The 16,827-nt window shown below is 36.7% G+C and carries 17 protein-coding genes; 3 read left to right on the top strand and 14 right to left on the bottom strand.

Going from position 1 to position 16,827, the window contains the following annotated elements; translation table 11 throughout:
• Positions 1-103: 103 nt before the first annotated feature.
• Positions 104-397 carry a hypothetical protein gene (locus AB1I62_RS05275; protein WP_048737673.1) on the top strand — a complete coding sequence of 98 codons (294 nt, stop codon included), beginning with the start codon at positions 104-106 and terminating at the stop codon, positions 395-397.
• A 13-nt stretch (positions 398-410) separates the two neighbouring features.
• Positions 411-689, top strand: a complete 279-nt coding sequence (locus AB1I62_RS05270) for a hypothetical protein (RefSeq protein ID WP_239660080.1) — start codon at positions 411-413, stop codon at positions 687-689.
• A 21-nt stretch (positions 690-710) separates the two neighbouring features.
• Here AB1I62_RS05270 and srtC read toward each other — a convergent pair whose 3' ends face one another.
• The 4 genes from srtC to ebpA form a co-directional block, all read right to left on the bottom strand.
• Positions 711-1,568 (bottom strand): Ebp pilus assembly class C sortase, encoded by an 858-nt coding sequence (gene srtC / locus AB1I62_RS05265; RefSeq protein WP_002394164.1) that lies wholly within the window; start codon positions 1,566-1,568, stop codon positions 711-713.
• A 93-nt stretch (positions 1,569-1,661) separates the two neighbouring features.
• Complete coding sequence (gene ebpC / locus AB1I62_RS05260) at positions 1,662-3,545, bottom strand: endocarditis and biofilm-associated pilus major subunit EbpC (RefSeq protein ID WP_048737677.1); 1,884 nt, start codon at positions 3,543-3,545, stop codon at positions 1,662-1,664.
• Entirely contained in the window at positions 3,542-4,972 is a 1,431-nt protein-coding gene (gene ebpB, locus AB1I62_RS05255) for an endocarditis and biofilm-associated pilus minor subunit EbpB (protein ID WP_048737680.1), read from the bottom strand. Before ebpB ends, ebpC begins: the two co-directional genes overlap by 4 nt.
• Positions 4,973-4,975: 3 nt before the next feature.
• On the bottom strand, positions 4,976-8,440 hold the full coding sequence (gene ebpA / locus AB1I62_RS05250; RefSeq protein ID WP_152679634.1) for an endocarditis and biofilm-associated pilus tip protein EbpA: 3,465 nt from the start codon (positions 8,438-8,440) through the stop codon (positions 4,976-4,978).
• Positions 8,441-8,614: 174 nt separating this feature from the next.
• Here ebpA and AB1I62_RS05245 point away from each other — a divergent pair, with 174 nt between their 5' ends.
• Entirely contained in the window at positions 8,615-10,036 is a 1,422-nt protein-coding gene (locus AB1I62_RS05245) for a helix-turn-helix domain-containing protein (RefSeq protein ID WP_367019128.1), read from the top strand.
• Positions 10,037-10,221: 185 nt separating this feature from the next.
• On the opposite strand, the gene AB1I62_RS05240 is transcribed toward AB1I62_RS05245, so the two are convergent.
• The 10 genes from AB1I62_RS05240 to emeA form a co-directional block, all read right to left on the bottom strand.
• Positions 10,222-10,617, bottom strand: coding sequence for a DUF805 domain-containing protein (locus AB1I62_RS05240; protein WP_002358131.1), 396 nt, complete (start codon positions 10,615-10,617; stop codon positions 10,222-10,224).
• A gap of 70 nt (positions 10,618-10,687) precedes the next feature.
• A complete protein-coding gene (locus tag AB1I62_RS05235) occupies positions 10,688-11,401 on the bottom strand; it encodes a DsbA family protein (RefSeq protein WP_002375225.1) in 714 nt (237 codons plus the stop codon).
• A 139-nt stretch (positions 11,402-11,540) separates the two neighbouring features.
• On the bottom strand, positions 11,541-11,987 hold the full coding sequence (locus tag AB1I62_RS05230; protein ID WP_010713539.1) for a GNAT family N-acetyltransferase: 447 nt from the start codon (positions 11,985-11,987) through the stop codon (positions 11,541-11,543).
• A 369-nt stretch (positions 11,988-12,356) separates the two neighbouring features.
• Positions 12,357-12,599 carry a hypothetical protein gene (locus AB1I62_RS05225; protein WP_002358134.1) on the bottom strand — a complete coding sequence of 81 codons (243 nt, stop codon included), beginning with the start codon at positions 12,597-12,599 and terminating at the stop codon, positions 12,357-12,359.
• 70 nt (positions 12,600-12,669) lie between these two features.
• Positions 12,670-13,101: a universal stress protein gene (locus tag AB1I62_RS05220; RefSeq protein ID WP_002391595.1), complete on the bottom strand. Its 432-nt coding sequence runs from the start codon at positions 13,099-13,101 to the stop codon at positions 12,670-12,672.
• 52 nt (positions 13,102-13,153) lie between these two features.
• Entirely contained in the window at positions 13,154-13,459 is a 306-nt protein-coding gene (locus AB1I62_RS05215; protein WP_002358136.1) for a hypothetical protein, read from the bottom strand.
• Positions 13,460-13,476: 17 nt separating this feature from the next.
• Entirely contained in the window at positions 13,477-13,674 is a 198-nt protein-coding gene (locus AB1I62_RS05210) for a hypothetical protein (protein ID WP_002363671.1), read from the bottom strand.
• Positions 13,675-13,745: 71 nt separating this feature from the next.
• Positions 13,746-14,135: a hypothetical protein gene (locus AB1I62_RS05205; protein ID WP_002358138.1), complete on the bottom strand. Its 390-nt coding sequence runs from the start codon at positions 14,133-14,135 to the stop codon at positions 13,746-13,748.
• 4 nt (positions 14,136-14,139) lie between these two features.
• Positions 14,140-15,456: a Y-family DNA polymerase gene (locus AB1I62_RS05200; protein WP_010817156.1), complete on the bottom strand. Its 1,317-nt coding sequence runs from the start codon at positions 15,454-15,456 to the stop codon at positions 14,140-14,142.
• A 153-nt stretch (positions 15,457-15,609) separates the two neighbouring features.
• The gene (gene emeA / locus AB1I62_RS05195) at positions 15,610-16,746 is read right to left on the bottom strand and encodes a multidrug efflux MFS transporter EmeA (RefSeq protein ID WP_025190023.1); all 1,137 of its coding nucleotides are present in this window, start codon (positions 16,744-16,746) and stop codon (positions 15,610-15,612) included.
• Positions 16,747-16,827 lie beyond the last annotated feature (81 nt).

Here is a 16,827-nt window from a genome sequence, read left to right as displayed (position 1 = left end):
ATTATTTTCTCGAATAATTTTTTCATTATTAAGAATTTTATGATATAACTAAAGAGTAGACAAAAACAGATTCATTATCTCTGATAAGAAATGGTGGTTTATTATGCGTGCTAAGTTATTTTTAATTTTGCGGTATCGAGTGTTATCCCGTGTTGTCTTTGTCATTCTATTTTTACATGTGTTTTTTAACACAAATGATTTCACGGTGTTGCTGCTCCTCTTACTATTAAATTATTTACTCACGCTTGAAGATAGCGCGAAAAAAAACAGAAAAATCCAAACTTGGCAAGAATTTAAACAGTCGATTGATTGGCCCTTTGTCGCTTTTTATTCAGGGCTTGCTCTTTTAGTTATTTCGTTAATACTTCTGTTTCTCTGGTTCAATTATGCACGATAAGGAGGATTAAAAATTGAAAAGCTATTTTTTTACTCTTTTTTTTAGTATGTTTAGCCTTTTCGTCATACTACTTTGGTTTTCTGGATATGATAGTAAGGGATTTCTATTGGCCCTTACAGATTTTCTAGGTTTTTCTATTATTCACCAAACGCCTGTGCTGGATACTTATTATTCCCAGCAGCCTTTAACAACCAGAATGTTGATTTCTTCTGAGCTTCATTTTTGTACTTATTTTTGCTTAGGTTTGGTCATTGATTTACTACGTAAAGGGTTTAAAAAAATAAAAACATAGTCACTTTTATTATACGAATCGTTAATTTCCATGCTTTCTGGTCGTCTTTTTCCGTCGCTTGTACCAGATAATGAAGCCGCTAATAATTAACGCACAGGCAATTAAAAGTAATGTCCATAATAGTAAATTTTGTTGTTGTGTCACTTTTTTCATTCCTGCTGCTGCTTTTTCTGGTTGATATGGGATACGATGTCCTCGAACTAATAACCGATGACTGTTTATCATATACGGTGTGCAAGTTAATAAAGTGACGAGATCTTGGCCAGACTCAATGTGTAAATCTTTTGTATCAGTTGGTTCAACGGTTTTTATTTGATCCACTTGATAAGCGAGCGTCTTCCCATTGACTTCGATATAAAATTCATCGCCTTTTTTTAATTCTGGCAAATCTGTAAATAATTTGGCTTGAGGGAGACCACGATGTCCTGAAATGACCGCATGTGTATTCGCACCACCTGTAGGATAGGAGGTTCCTTCTAACAAGGAGCTTCCTTTTTCCAATAGTAATGCATTCGTTTTATCAAAAATTGGTAAACGGACATTTATTTTTGGGATGGTTAAAACACCAATCGTATGACTTTCAAAATAGGATTTGTCTGGTTTTTTCGTTGTTTTTTGCGTTTCGGAAAAAGGATCTAATCCAGGATTGCTGCCTTTTTTCGCTAATTCTTGGTTTTTCTTTTCCATTTTTTCTTGAAGTTCAGCCATTTCTTTGGTGTTTTCTTGGCTTGCTTTTGCTTGATAATGAGCGATAATTTGTTGATCCAGATAGTTATTTAATGCATCGCTAACAAAAGGATACGCAAATGCACCTATTCCAATAATCAGTAAAAGAATCATAAAACCATCAATGATACGACGTTTCTTTTTTGACTTCATTGCTTCCTCCTTAAAAATAAAGCATGAGAGCCTGGGACAGTGATTTGCCCAGGCTCTTTGTTTTTCTAAAAATTTCTTCGGTGATGCTAGAAATTAAGCATTTTCTTTTCTACGTCTAGCAAAGTAGACTACTGCAATAAGTAGCAAGACTGCGCCACTTCCTAAGTAAACGTAGATTCCTTTGCCACCTGTTGAAGGTAAGGTACCTTTGTGTTTGTTTGGTACTTTTTCTGGTGAAACTAGGTTTTCTGTTGTGCCATATGATTGTTCATTGACCACAAATTCAATCCGATTTGTTAACAAGACATAATCATCAGGAGCTACAGTTTCTTCTAAATAATAGGTGCCGTATTTAAGCCCTGTGATATCAACTAATCCATCAGCCGTTGTTGTAAAAGTAGTTGCTTCGGCTTTTGTTTTCACCCAAGTTGCTGCTTTCGTTGTTTCATCGATTTTCAAATAATTTGCTGTGTCACTGTTTTGATCACGAACGACAAAGGAAGCTCCCGCCAAGGCTTGTGTCGCTGTCACATCGCCATCGACTTTAATGAAACGTTTCCCACCTGTCACAACTTCAACAGTTGGTGGTGTTTGATCGTCGGTATGGCCATTATCAACATTCGCCTCATTTTTAAAGCCTTTCGTAGGATCTGCTTTTTCATTTAAATGCATAAAGTAAACGAATTTTAGTGTGCCGCCTGGTGTTAACGTAGGAATATACGCTGGATTAACGGCGACAGTGAAGCCATTTGCTTGTTCAGTCACTTGATAATTTTCAGGAGCAATCACTGTATCCCCATCATATAACGCATAGGCATACTCTCCAGAAGTCACGTTATCAAAAGTTAAGGCTGCATCATGTTTATCAACTAAATTGAATTTGACGTATTTATTAGCGTCGCCTTCTTTGTCTGCAATCCCCAATGGAATATTTACAGAAATTTGATATTTAATTTTTTCGCCAATTGCCACATCTTTACCATCCAAGTTTGGTGTTGTTTTATCAACTTTAGAGGTATCATTTTTGACTGTTTTTTCAACAGGTGTTTGATTGTTTGCTTCAATTGTAAATGGTGTTTTTGTTTGATTTTCAATTAATTCTGCATTATTTGGAGCTTTTACTTCTTCTAAAATATACGAACCAACCTCAAGATTTTTAACTGTTAATTCTCCCGTTCCATTCTCTGCTTCTGTAAAATCATTTTCGCCAATTTCATAACTTTTCCCAGTAATAAAGCGTTTTGCTTGTTCTTTATCCGTTGTCCATGTATATAATCCATCTTTGACTCCTTGGATATATTTTACTGTGCCTGGTGAGCCTTCGCTTTTGGAAATAACAAATTCTGCGCCATTTAATCCTTCATTTTCAGCAGTTCCTACTTTTTTCACATGTAAACTACCATCATTGGCTACCACATTTTTAGGATAAATATGAACAATCGCTAATTCTTCTGTTCCATATTTATAGGAACCATCTGCTTGCTTGATCATTTCGTAAACTGGGAACGCCACCACCATATTCGTAGCAGCAACTACACCCTCTTTTGGTTCTTCTTTAATGGTATACACTGCATCTTTACCATTTTGTTTTTTAGGTAACTGAACAGTGACATTCCCATTTGCATCGGTGGTTCCTTGAGCAACAGGTTTCCCAGGAGTTAAACTTTGGACAGCTTGTTTAGCTGCATCAACGCTTGCGCCTGCCGCTCGTTGCTCGTAAAATTCGCTCGTCACGTTATAAATACTAAACGTCACATCTGCCAGTCCTTGATATTTATCAAACTCGCTCATTTCTTTCCCGCTATTTTGAATAAGCGGATCTGGTAAATCCGTCATTTTCTTTTTGTGAATCACGAGCTGTGCGCTCTCCCCATTTTCTTCTGCAAATGCAGTTGTTGTCCCTAATACACTCGTGAAAAGTGGCAAAATTAGTAACAAGGTACTAACGGTGTACCAAACTTTTTTTAATTGCTTCATTTTCTCTCTCCTCTTTTTTGTTTTTGATAAAATAGCCAAATGACTACCATCCCAATGATTAGCAGGCCTGCAATCGTCAACCAAATAGAACGTTCTTCATTTGTTTTTGGTAAGAAGCCTGACTCTTTTACTTTTTTATTGATTACATGTAACGGTGCTGTTCGTTGTCCGTTCGTTGCATAAGAATTTTTTTCCACCGTAAAAGGAATTTCTGTTTGATTCAGAAGATAACCTTTTGGTGCAGAGATTTCTTCCAAGAAGTACTGGCCATCTTTTAAACCTTTAACTGAAAATTCACCGGCTTGATTAGACGTGATTTTTTTAGCTAATGCTTTTTCTTTTTGCCAACGATACCCGTTTGCTGTTTCATTGAGGTATTCCCCCGCTTGATTTTTGACGATAAAAACAGCCTCTGGCAAGGTGATTTTCGCATTTTCACTATCAACTTTGACAAAAGACTTGCCGCCTGTACGAACTGCGGCTCTTTTAGTCAAGGTATGCTTGTCCGTGACTAATTGTCCTTCGTTGTTAATCGCAGTGTCTGGTTCAGCGGTCTTTTCTAAACGCATTTGATACGACACAGTCATTGTTTGATTTGCAAAGTTTTGTAAGTCTTTAATTGAAAAATCAAGCGTAAATCCATGCTTTTGCGTCGTCAGTGTGTAACCTGTAGTAACTGTTTTTCCAGCCACTTTTACCTCAATTGATTCTGGTAAAAGTGTCAACGTTGTATCCGCCTTATCTGACAAACGGAATTCCTGATATCCTAAAATATTCGCTGGAATCTGAGTCGTTAACTGATAGTTAATGTGCTCTCCTTGATTAAAGCCTTGTTGCTTATCGAGTACCGTTTTTTCAAGTGGTGGTAAGTCATAGGCATTTTCTTCATTTTTTGGATATAAATGAACATGCGTTAACGATTGCCCTTGTGGATCTTGAACAGGCAAAATCACTACTAGGTTGCTAGCTTTTTCCTTTACCACTTCTGGTGCTTCCGCTTCAACAAATAAATAGGCTTTATCTCGTTGCTGCGAATCTTTGCTAGCTAATGAAAAAGAAACCACTCCATCTTCTCCATTTATTGTCTGTGTTTTATCTTCTGCGATTGGTTTTCTATTCATTGCACCGGTTTCTGCTAATTGACGCTGTGCTTCTTGGACCGTTTTTCCTTCAGAACGAAGCTGATAAAACGGATCCGTCACATCATAGACTTGATAAGTGACGTCATTTAAGCCCCGATAATTTTGAAGCAGCGTTCCCTCTTCCCCTGTGTTTTGCTGCTGTTCTGGTAATTGACCATCAGGGAACAATAATTTGTGCAACGTAACTTGAACGCTTGCTTGCGATGCTTCTGCTAATGCTTGCTGTGAAAACCCGAAAAGAGCGAGTAGCATGACGCAAATACTTAACCAACGTGCGTTTTTCATTGATTACACACTCCCTTCTGGTCGTCTAATAAAGAGATAAACACCCGCTATCACGAATGTACTAATCGCTATCAAGTAAAACCACAAGCGTCCTATGCCACCAGTTTCAGGTAAAGGAACCTTTGCTTGGTTCGTAACATCTAAAGTGATTTGATTATTCTTCTCTCCAGAAATTAAAACATCTGCTACTTTTTCCCCATCTATCGTGACTGAACCATCTTCGCGAATTATTAATTCGATTGGTTCTTTTAACCCCTGATATCCTTCTGGCGTAAAGGTTTCTGTTAGGACATATTTCCCTGGTTTTAAGTTTTCAAAAACAAAAGTATCCGTTTCTTTGCCATCTTTTGGTAATTCAATATCCGTATCTGGTCCTGTTAAACGGAATTTCGCTCCTTTAAGTGGCGTCTGATTATCGGCTTTTTTATGAACCGTTAAGTCAAAAGGTTTCAAATGATTTTGATGTGTCAGTGTCCATTCTGGCGCATTTTCTTCAATATTTTTGCCTGCATAGTGAATTTCCCCATATTTATCAACAGTAAATTCATAATTTCCAGCAAGAGTGTCGTATCCTAATGGTCCTGATTGTTCCACCATTCGATACTCACCAGGTTCACTAATTTTAAAATAGCTCAATCCTGCAGTATCTGTTTTTTGAGTTGCCACAGTTTGGTAACTTCCTTGAGCATTTTTTCTTTGCAACGCAAAAGTCGCCTCTGCTAAGTTCACTTGTTTGCCATTTTGCATGGTGTATTTTCTAATTCTGATTGGCAAAGAAGAAAATTTATTTTCAATTTCCAATGGAATAACTTGATTTGTGGTGGTCACTTCTTGTCCATCGATGCTTACTTTGCCTTGCTCACTCACCTCAATTTGCCAAGTCGTTTTCTTGCCTAACTCATGTCCTGCAGGTGCTTTTACTTCAGTTAATGTATAGCGTTCCCCTTTTTGTAGGCGCACATCTTTTGGCAAGGAATAGCTACCATCTTTATTGTCCACTAATGTTGTTTGAACATTTTTACCACTCAATTCAAAAACGGCTCCCACTAAGTTTTTCTCACCTGAGGAAGAATTTTTGATTACTTTTAAATCTAATGGCTTGAACTGCTTCGTGTTTTTCCAAGTAGTATCGTCGATTTTTTCTTGACTATAACCAGGAACTGCTAATTCACGGGTTGTTTGGTAATTGAAAGCTTGTCCTTGATTATTGTATTGGGGAAGTCCAAGAACTTCTTGATAGCTTTCATCCGCGGTTTTGGAAAGTTGGGTTACATTTTTGCGCTCCCAACTATTGCTGGTATCATTTTCTGGTTTTGATAATTTAATATACCCAGTTTGCCAGTTGGCTGTGTCAGTTACTTGCTTTCTACTAATTTCATAAATCACATTATCTGGCCGACTTGTTGGGTCTTGATCATACTCTTCCCAGATTTTTTTCACGTTTAACTTCACGCCAGGTGCTTTTCCCGAAGGAACCCCAAAATCAACTTTTTCAGGGGCCGTGGCTAATGGCTGAAACGTTGTCCGACCATTCATTTGATACCAAAAATCAGGTTTGAAGTTTTCTGACTCTGTTTGAATACGTACTTGATAATGAATTTGAATTTCTTGCCCTTTACCCAAATAAATCTCATTACTATTAATTGTAGCGCCTGTTAGCGACACTTCTGGTAATGTTTGAACCTGAACAGGACCCACACTTTTCATTGATAATGTATTTGGCTCGTATTTAAAAGGTTCAGCAATTGGATCAACTACTTTTCCGTTTACAACCGTTCCTGAAATCTGAACGGCTTTTTTCGCTAAATAATCAGAAATGTCTGGTGCATAATCCGCGGATTCATAATAAAGGTCTCCATTTTCATCGGCTGACACCATCTCACGCATTTTATCTTCAACTTGTTGTTTAGATAAATTAGCTCGTGGATCGCTTTGCAATTGAATACCCAATCCATGTATTTCAATCCCGCGTTGTTTTAAGGCCATTGCCTCACCTATCGTGGCGATAAACGTACTGTTAATTCGTTTATTGATATTGTTTTGATCTGGCGCATTATAGCTACCAGAGATATAAGAAGTGCTACCTGGTTGATCTTGTCGATTCGTAAATTGTGTCCCGTAAAAGCGACCATCCGCCTCTGTTTGAACTCGACTCACTTTATAAGAGAAGGTTGGGACGCCATCCGTTAAAAGTACAATAACTTTCTTATGTCCATTTGGCGTTGCTAACATATCACCAGCATCTCTTAATGCTTTTTGAGTGAAAGTTCCTCCTCTAGTGCTACTTGGCGTAATATTTTTAATTGGATTTTTGACTGTATCAAACGGCCCCATTTGAATGGCATTGTTATTATAACCGTCACTTGAGTAGCCAACATAGCCCATGTTGATGTTATTGGTAATACCGCTATCTGCCAATGTATCAACAAAACGGTTCACTCCTTTTTGAACTTCACCAATCCGATTGTTTTCATTCATACTACCGGACCAGTCAACGACTAAGACCAAATCCAATGGCGTGATTTCTTTCTGAACATTCCCACGCACATTAAGATATACATCAAAAAGCCCTGGTGTTGTTGTTTCTCTAGCATATTTTCGGATGGCATAATCGGCTTGGTCTCCTGTACCGCCATACTCAATATAAGAATTTGTGCGATTAGTAGGGTCCCCATTCCAACTCGTTTGGCCATCCCATTGGGCACCACCATCTTTATTCCCTTGATGGTTTAACACATTTTGATTGCCTGTGGGCCGCCAATTAGCTGTCGGATAAGTCCCAGAATTATCCGTCGTGTATTGTGGTGCAATTAAAGGCAGTGCCAGATTCGCTCTCAAAGTAGCTGGCGCCATTCTTGCTTCTGCAAATGGATTGGTTACCTCTTCTGTTGCGGTCGGCTGTTCTGTTTTTTCTGGAGCCGAATCATTTTTGTTAGTTTCTTTCGTATTTTCTGGTACAGTTATTTTTTCTGGTTCAGTTGATTCTTTAGCAGAATCCTCTACTGTTATTTTTTCAGAAGTAACTGAAACATCATATTCGTTGTTTTCATACAATAACTTAGGTGGCTGAGCTGTTTGAAGCGAACTTTGCTCAACAGCTAACGAAAGCTGTACCGGCTTTTTTACTTGTGCGTCCAAAGTCAGATAAAGCGTACCATTAGTCACTTGGTAAGAATATCCGTCTTTTTCAATTACAGCAGTATCCATGAACTGTGCATTTTTCAATTGAATTTCTCGTTGTAATGGCTGCTCTGTTTGGTTGAGAAGATTTAACTCGATATTAATATTCGTTTTATCATTCTCATCTGTTATCATTTGAGCGGATGTAATTTCAACTTCTTTGGCTGTTTCTGCATAGCCAATGAGCGGTATGAAATAGGATGAGACAAGTAAAAAGACTACGCCGAAAACCCCAAATTTCTTTAGTAATTTAATGTCTGTTCTCTCCTTTCTTTTATGAATTAACAGTTAAATTAGAATTGCCTAGCACGTAAAATTTCATTATTCTAATCTGATAATTATTATACAGAGAAGGAGCTCATTAAATCACACCAGCTTTCATACCAAGCGGTTTCATTTCTGAAATTGCGTTATTGTTTCGATGATTGTTTCATTAAAGTAAAGGACTTGGGAGGAAACAATATGATTAGGTTTTTAGAAAAAAATTATCGGAAAATGGAAGAAATCATTCGTGTCTTATCCATTTCTGATAAATGGATGACTAAAAAAGAACTTGCAAAATATATTGGTAGTTCTGAGTCTACTTTTATTCGTTATATTGAGGAGATTAAACAGCGTTGGGGCGAAAGTTTAACCATTAAAACATCGCATAAATTAGGCTATCGTTTAGAAAACTTTAATGTGTCCTTATATTTAAACGTGCTGACGGATATGGAAAAAACGTCAACGACCACCCAATTGCTCCATGAGTTTATCCAAAATCCTGGCAAAACCATCGAATATTATTGCGATACCATCAATATTAGTCGCTCTTCTTTTGCTCGAAAATTGAAGCAGTGTAATCAGGTCTTGGAAACTTACTCTCTTCGCGTTATCGTTGATCAAGGCTATCAATTAACTAGCCAAACAGAAGAATTGCCTTTACGTATTTTTACAACCTTTTTCTTTTTAATGTATTATGGTCATTATGAATTGCCTTATCAATTAGATAAGCAAGAAATCAAACAATTAATGCGTCGTAATCAATGTCAATTAAATATTATTAGTATGGATAACAGTTATGAACACGATTTCTTTATTATGTATTTTATTGTTGATTTATTAAGAGAGCATCAAGGCTTTCAGCAACGTTTCCAGAAAAAAACAGATAAAAAGAGTCCAATCAAAATGGAAGATTATCTTTTACTCAGTCGTCATTTTACTGGGCTCAGCCGTGAAACCTATCGGGAAGTTCTCCGGTATTTTCAAAGAGGCGCTTTTCAGCAATACTACTCCGAAGACCAAGAAGTCATCAGTCAAAGAATACGTGAAAATTTAAAATTTAATGCTTTTTCACAGATTGAACAATTAACAGAAGAAGTCGTCGACTTCGCTGTTCACTTGTTAACCTGTCTTTATTTGTTTTCTCAATTAGTGCCTTTTGACACCTCCGAATTGACACAAAGGGCCACCTTTTTCACTCGACAAATTCATTTTACTCAGCTTCACTTATATGCACGATTAAAAGCAGAATTGCATTTCTTTTCCGCTCTTTTAGAAACAAATCTATTAAACTATTCATCTTCTTATATTTTTTGGTTGCTTAATACTTTTCCAGAAATTAACCAGAGTTTCGACTCAAAAAAGATTTTGATTATTAGCGACATGGGCCTGAATCATAGTCAATATATTGGAAACTATGTCCACGATATTTTAGCTTTGCATCGGATTCGTTCAAATACGTTAGCAATTACGGAAGAACAATTAGGTGAACATCAACTTGAAGAATTTGATTTGATTATTACCAATCAACCAATTATTGAAACCAGTGTTCCAAGTATTTTAATTAATGATGCTATCTTATTTTCTAACAAAAGAGAATTGCTCGATTTATTAAACTTTTAACGTCTTAATGGTTTTCCCTATCTACCAAAAAGATAGCCCTTTTATCAAGAACCACGTAATGTGAGGTGCCATCATACAGAAGATATTTTTATTTTTCTGAAATCAAAAAGAAAATAGGACATAAGTCATTTCGACTTATGTCCTATTTTCACTCTTAAGATAATCAGCTAAACGAAACCAGCAAATTAAATTTCTGATTGATTCACTGGCCATCTTGTGTGACTTTTACTTGGCAAAATTAATGTAATGAAGATCACTAAAGTACCGATAAAAGGAAGTAAATAGAATAAAATCCACCAGTTACTGTGGTCGCGATCATGCAATCTTCTTGCTCGAACAGTAAAGTTTGCCAACCAAATTAAAGCAGTCAGCAAGAAAAAGATAATGGTCACGGTATTCCATTCTTTAATGATTGTTCCATCATTGGGTGTTACTTCAATATATCTGTAAACGCCCGTAATTGCTGAATAAATCCCTAACACCAAATAATTAATTAATTGTGGCCACCAATATTGTGCTCGTGTTGCTGACGCATTCATTGTTGTAATATTATTCCAGTATTCTCTATACGCGTTAAACATATTATCACCCCCGCATTAACTATTACAGAAGTCTTTCGTTTTGTCAAAGAATAACGTTATTTTATGCCGCTTAATGACACGTCCATGTGCCTTCCTTAAACTCACACGAAGCTGACTTTTCAGAAGAAGGAGTTAATGAAACTAACGGTTGCTGTTGTTTTTCTTCTGCGAGAATTTTTTGAATAGTTTGGCTGATTTGTTGTTTCGGTACTGCACCATTAATTAAATATTTTTGATTAATGATTAGTGCGGGAACTCCTTGTAAACCATAAGCAGAAGCTAGCGCAAAATCTTCTTGAACCGCCGTCCAAACAGCCTCGGAAGCAACAGCTTCTTTCCATAAAGCAAAATCAATCGTTGTCTCTTTTACTAGCTCCTCAATTACTTCTGGCTCTTCAATATTTAAACTTCTCATAAATAAACCTTCTTGTAACTTATCAAACAGTACCCAATAAGTGTCTTGGTTGCCAATGTATCCAGCTGCTTTTGCTGCTAATAATGCATTCTTTGATGTTGGAAAATCAAATCGTTGCTTCCTCATCCCTTCAATATTAAAACGATGCTTTGAATCGTTTTGATTGGCATGCACCCAATGCGTCAAAACTTCTTCTTTTACTGCTGCTCGTGAGCCAAACATTGTTTCAAAATCGTTTGCGGACCACCCCAACGCAAACGACCGATGAATCAATTCAATTTCAGGAAATTCTTGTTGAATCTCATGCATGCGGTCAGACATTGGAAAACAAAAACTACAAATAACATCATGGAAAAATTCTATTTTCATCCTTACCCTCCAGTAACTCTTTTTTCAAAACAGATTGAACTAAATTTACCATTTTACTTACTAAAAGTAAACAAATGAAGCCAATTAAAAGAAAAAGATGAAACAAAATGCGCTATGGCTTTTGTCTCACCTGTTCTATCTACTTATTCTGATGTGTCCATTCCATTACCCGCTCACCATTCGTATCTAATTCACCATTAAATACAAAACCAAGTTGTTGATACAACCGAATTGCTGAGCTGTTCGTATCATAAACACTCAAGTATAGCTTGTTTGTTTGGTATTTTTCTATTAGCATTAACATTAAAAGTCGACAGGCTGCTTTCCCATAACCTTGTCCTTGGAACCGTTGATCAATTAAAAAGCGGTCTAACCAAACGCGCCCATCTTGCCAACGTCCATACATGGCATAGCCGATTAATTGATTGCCGTCATAAATACCTGCCGATTCCCATTCTGGAAATTGGTCCGATTCTTTTAGATTTTCTGCCATTGATTCAATGAAGGTTTGTTGTTCAGCGAAAACTTGTAGGTTTTCCACTGCTTTACGATTATCGTTTGTTACTTTTTCAAAATGTATTTCCATTGTTTTCACCTAATTAGTTGTTATTTTCTGCATACTTGTATTCTTTCTTGCTTCTTATTTTAACATACTTATTTCCCTTTGCTTTCTCTAACTCTCTGTGATTATACGTTTCTCTTTTTTATGGGAAATCTTCCCTATAAATGGAGACTCTTTTCAAGAGATTTCTTTTTACACTACCCGTTTCAAATGATATAAATGATATATAGAGTGTTTTAACTATGTGCAACATGATTAAAAGTTAACTGTTGGGGAGCAGTTAACTTTTGCTTTTTAACCACAAAAGAGAGGATCCGCTGTGAGAAATAACTGCAGTGGATGCTCCCTTTTGTATATTATTTATTTACTAGCCGATAGTTGAAAGTTTTCCCGTTACTCAGTAGTATCGATTTTGTCTTCTTGACTATCTAAAGAACGGTCAACTTTTTCGTCGTAACTTTCCATGGAATTTTCATTTTTATGTTTCTGCTTATCGACCGTTTTATCGACTTTTTCTTTCTGTCGATCAATTGTTTTTTCCATCTCTTCGCCAGCCGAGGTACAACCACTCAGTAAAAGGAAACTTGTGAATAAAAACGCTGACAAGATAACTGTTTTTCCGATTTTTGTTTTCATAAACTCACCTCTCGTTTAATTTAAAAAAACGTCCCGATAAAACATTGTTCCCTTGATTATTTACTCACAATTAGCGAACGACTAAGACATTGCACAAAGCATGGTTAACCACATAATCTGTAGTAGAACCAATCAAGGTTCGTTGAATAGCACCTCTTCCCGTGGCACCTAGCACAATTAAATCTATGGCATAATTTTCAGAAATCGTGTTGGCAAGATAACGTTTTGGGCTCCCAAGCTCAACAATTTTTTTGACTGTTTTTACACCAATTTCACTCGCTTGTTTTGCCTTTTCAGTGAGCATCTCTTCTGACTTGTGTTTTTCTAAATCATACAATTCTTCAAAAGAAAATGGACTCGTCGTAAATTCAGCATCATTAATAATTGTAGCTAAATAAAGAGTGGCTTGTTCCTCTTTGGCAATCCTGACAGCTTCATGAAAAGCTTTTTCAGATTGATCTGAGCCATCAAGAGCAACCAAAATATGTTGATATACTGACATTTTATCCGCCTCCTTAACCAAATTAAGAATCAAAACTAACACAACAGCTGTGTTACATTTTAGTGGCTATCTGTTGTAATTTTTCCACGGTTAATGCTTGATAATTTGTTTCTTCAAGTAGTCCCGTTTGAATTTCAACAGAAACATCTTCCGTACATGTTTCTAAAAACATTGTGGCATAATCAAACTGTTGCTCTAAGAATGTTTCATACTCCAGTCGACAACGTAAAAATTCTTTCGCGGTATCTGAAACATGTAAACACATGCGGCGCTTATTCGCTTTCTTGGTTATCACAAAATAGGTTCCTTCTAAAATCGTGGTAATCTCTTCAATAATATACGCTGCATCTTTTACCATTCCGTCAATCCAGTCCTTTATTTGTTTTCAGTGTCGTTGCCTTTTTCTTTGTCGTCACTTAACAGCTCTTTAATTTTTTCACGATTGTCGTATAACTTTTTTCCTACGCCCACTAAGGCGCCGCCTGCCAATAACTTTGTTAAAAAGCCGCCATTTGCGTTTGTTTTTTTGCCATGGTGTCCTTTTAAATGATGTCCCATCCTAGCCACCTCCATAATTTTTATTTCTATTACCTATGAACATTATCTCATATGTTTTCACAAAACGCACGTATAACAATAGTTTTTTAATCAAGGCTCGACCACTTTGTAAACTCATGACTTTTAATATGACGAATCTCTTCAAATAAAATATGTGTATGTCCAACTTTTGCATACTCCATTGAACTCATCCCTTCAAAAACACCAACAATTGGTGGTTGAACACGGCCAAAATCATCCAAAGTATTCAATTGGATTTCTAAAACTTGGTTATTTTTTAAAGACTGCTCTAAGTATTCTTCAATTTCTTCTGTTGTCTGTTGCGGTAAGCGTTCAAACGCTCTCTTAGAATATTCGTCAGAAGCTTCGATTCCTTCTTGTAACTCCCCCAATGCAAAAGCGGTCGCCCATTTCAGTTCAAAGGGCCGATCATGGTACTCATTATAAGGTGTAAATTCTTTTTTTGTTCGTTTCATGATGTTATCCTCCTAAACCGACATTTCCTCCAGCATGTCCACCGACTAATCCCGAACGATGAATTGCCGTCGCGCCTTCCAACAAAGAAGAGGCGTGGATTAAAGCTTGAAAGCCAAATTTTTGTCGGATTTTATCAATCAGATAGTTTAACTCCATTTCACTAATTTGCTCTTCTGGTTCCGAAAATAAATCTAATTGTAAAGATTCATTCCAAACTAATTTCCCATAAGAAAGCCCTAATTGCCGGACATCAGTTCCCGCTAGATAATGTTCTCTAAAAAGGGCTAATACATAGGTAATCAAAACTTTTGTATTGTTTGTTGCAGGAATCGTTTGTTGTTTTCGCCAACCAGTTCGTCCTTCACGGTCAATTTGACCTTTGGAATAACCAACGTAGACTGTGATACATTCCGTTTGACAATGCGCTTTTCTTAAACGAGCAGCCACTTGTTCTGTCAGTTCCTTTAAGACTAGTTCAATCTGATCTCTTCGCGCATAATCTCTCGGTAAAATCTGACTATTCCCAAATGATTTTTCAGCTTTATGTGGTGCTTTTTTCCCTAAAAAGGTACGATCAATCCCCCATGAATGAGCATACAATTGAAGCCCCATCACGCCAAATGTTTCTTGTAAAAGATGCGGATTCGCTTGCGCTAACTCATATACAGAATCAATTCCTAAACGATTCAGTCGTTTAGCCATTCTGCGACCAATCCCACAAAAATCTGTCAAAGAAGGCAACTGCCAGACAGTATCTGGTACACGATCATACCGCCATTCTGCAATAAAGTCTGGCGAATGTTTGGCGCCATTGTCCAACGCCAATTTAGCCAGTAACGGATTGTCCCCTATCCCAACGGTCACATAAATACCCACATGATTATAAACGACTTTTTGGATAATCCGAGCCATCTTATAGGCGGTTTCACAATGAAAATAACTTAAAGAAGCCGTTACATCAAGAAATGATTCATCTACACTAAACACAGAGTGATCTTCATCTGCGACAAACTTTTTATATAAATTATTGATTTCTTGATTTTTTTTCATGTACAAATTCATTCGTGGCGGAACCACATATAAATCAGGATGAGCGGGCACTTGATTTTTACGCGTAACATTTGAAACACCTAAAACTTTTTTTGCCATTGGCGATGCTGATAAAACTAATCCCCCCGCATTTTCGGCATTACTCATCACTACTAACATCGTTTTCAACGGATCTAACCCACGTTCTGCGCATTCTACACTAGCGTAAAAACTTTTGCAATCAATACAAAGAATATCGCGACTAGGTTCTTTTTCATAATCAAATTTCATAAACATCACCTCACTTGCAAAATCATTATACGAACAAACGTTCGATTAATCAAGCGAACACTGTTTATTTTTTTGTTTTTTTCAAGAACGGTTGGTGATCAAAAAAAAAATAAGTATTCGGAATTTTTATATTCCAAATACTTATTTTTTCTTTTACATCTTATTTCGATTTAAAAATAACGATAAAAAGCCCGTTCCTAACAGAATTACTGCTGAAACATAATAAGGGAAAAAGTGATTGATATCAAATAAAGCTCCTGCTGCCATTGGTCCTAAAATATTACCAAAACTTGTAAATGTCGAATTTAGTCCGTTGATGGTTCCTTGTTGATCTCCAGCATGTTTGGATAAATAAGTAGTTACTGCTGGTCTAAACAAGTCAAACGCTAAAAAGACAATAAACGTTGAAAATACAACAACTAAATTATTTTTTGTAAAGGCAATCACGGCAATAAAAATGGCACTTGCAAAAAAGGTTAATTGGATTAAACCCATTTCACCTATTTTTTGGACGATTGCATCAAAGAAAAACAACTGACAAATCAACGCTAAAATACCACTAACCGTAATCACGATTGCTATTTCACTTGTGGTAAAGCCAAAATTAATAGTCGCCATAATACTATAAATAGATTCGAACGCTTGCAGGCCAAAAGAGGAAATTAAGATAATCACAAATAATGAGGTAAACATTGGATTTCTTAAAATATCCATAAATGAACCTTTTTTCGCTTCAACAGCGGCTAAAATTCGTTTCTCCGGCTCCTTCAAAACAGTTAATGTCAAAATAAAACCAATAAATGCTAAAAATGCGGCCGCAAAAAATGGAGCGCGAATACCTAAATAAGCAATAAAACCACCAACTCCTGGTCCGATAATAAAACCACCACTAATTGCGGCTGACACAAGCCCCATCGCTTTCGGACGTTCAGAAATCGTGGTCATATCTGCCACAAAGGCTGTCACTGACGGCATTAATAAAGCGGCGGCAATCCCGCCTAAACCACGAGAAATATAAAAACCGCTTTTCGCTTGGGCTAAACCAAATAATAACTCAGAAATTGAAAAAACCAACATGCCCGTCGCAATCATTTTTTTCCGACCAATTTTATCCGAAAGGACACCTGCGATTGGCGATGTGATTAATTGGGCAATCGCAAAAATAGAAATCATCATTCCCATTGTGGTACCAGAAAAATGCATTTCTTCTTTTAATTGGGGAATTACGGGAATGACTAGGCCTACGCCTAGAAAAACAAGAAATAAGTTAGAAATTGCTAAGTACATCATACTATTTTTTTTTCGTCATAATTTGCCTCCTCCATAAAAAAACAGCCATCAAAAATGGCTATTTCTGTTTCTTTGTATGTA

This window comes from Enterococcus sp. AN402 (genome assembly GCF_040719405.1).
Classification (GTDB): Bacteria; Bacillota; Bacilli; order Lactobacillales; family Enterococcaceae; genus Enterococcus; species Enterococcus faecalis.
The sequence above is the reverse complement of the archived record's forward strand: the minus strand, read 5'-3'. Positions and strand labels throughout refer to the sequence as shown.

Coding starts and splice junctions, on each gene's coding strand:
- AB1I62_RS05275 (WP_048737673.1), top strand. CDS start 104: ATGCGTGCTAAGTTATTTTTAATTTTGCGGTATCGAGTGTTATCCCGT.
- srtC (WP_002394164.1), bottom strand. CDS start 1,568: ATGAAGTCAAAAAAGAAACGTCGTATCATTGATGGTTTTATGATTCTT.
- ebpC (WP_048737677.1), bottom strand. CDS start 3,545: ATGAAGCAATTAAAAAAAGTTTGGTACACCGTTAGTACCTTGTTACTA.
- ebpB (WP_048737680.1), bottom strand. CDS start 4,972: ATGAAAAACGCACGTTGGTTAAGTATTTGCGTCATGCTACTCGCTCTT.
- AB1I62_RS05245 (WP_367019128.1), top strand. CDS start 8,615: ATGATTAGGTTTTTAGAAAAAAATTATCGGAAAATGGAAGAAATCATT.
- AB1I62_RS05240 (WP_002358131.1), bottom strand. CDS start 10,617: ATGTTTAACGCGTATAGAGAATACTGGAATAATATTACAACAATGAAT.
- AB1I62_RS05235 (WP_002375225.1), bottom strand. CDS start 11,401: ATGAAAATAGAATTTTTCCATGATGTTATTTGTAGTTTTTGTTTTCCA.
- AB1I62_RS05230 (WP_010713539.1), bottom strand. CDS start 11,987: ATGGAAATACATTTTGAAAAAGTAACAAACGATAATCGTAAAGCAGTG.
- AB1I62_RS05225 (WP_002358134.1), bottom strand. CDS start 12,599: ATGAAAACAAAAATCGGAAAAACAGTTATCTTGTCAGCGTTTTTATTC.
- AB1I62_RS05220 (WP_002391595.1), bottom strand. CDS start 13,101: ATGTCAGTATATCAACATATTTTGGTTGCTCTTGATGGCTCAGATCAA.
- AB1I62_RS05215 (WP_002358136.1), bottom strand. CDS start 13,459: ATGGTAAAAGATGCAGCGTATATTATTGAAGAGATTACCACGATTTTA.
- AB1I62_RS05210 (WP_002363671.1), bottom strand. CDS start 13,674: ATGGAGGTGGCTAGGATGGGACATCATTTAAAAGGACACCATGGCAAA.
- AB1I62_RS05205 (WP_002358138.1), bottom strand. CDS start 14,135: ATGAAACGAACAAAAAAAGAATTTACACCTTATAATGAGTACCATGAT.
- AB1I62_RS05200 (WP_010817156.1), bottom strand. CDS start 15,456: ATGAAATTTGATTATGAAAAAGAACCTAGTCGCGATATTCTTTGTATT.
- emeA (WP_025190023.1), bottom strand. CDS start 16,746: ATGATGTACTTAGCAATTTCTAACTTATTTCTTGTTTTTCTAGGCGTA.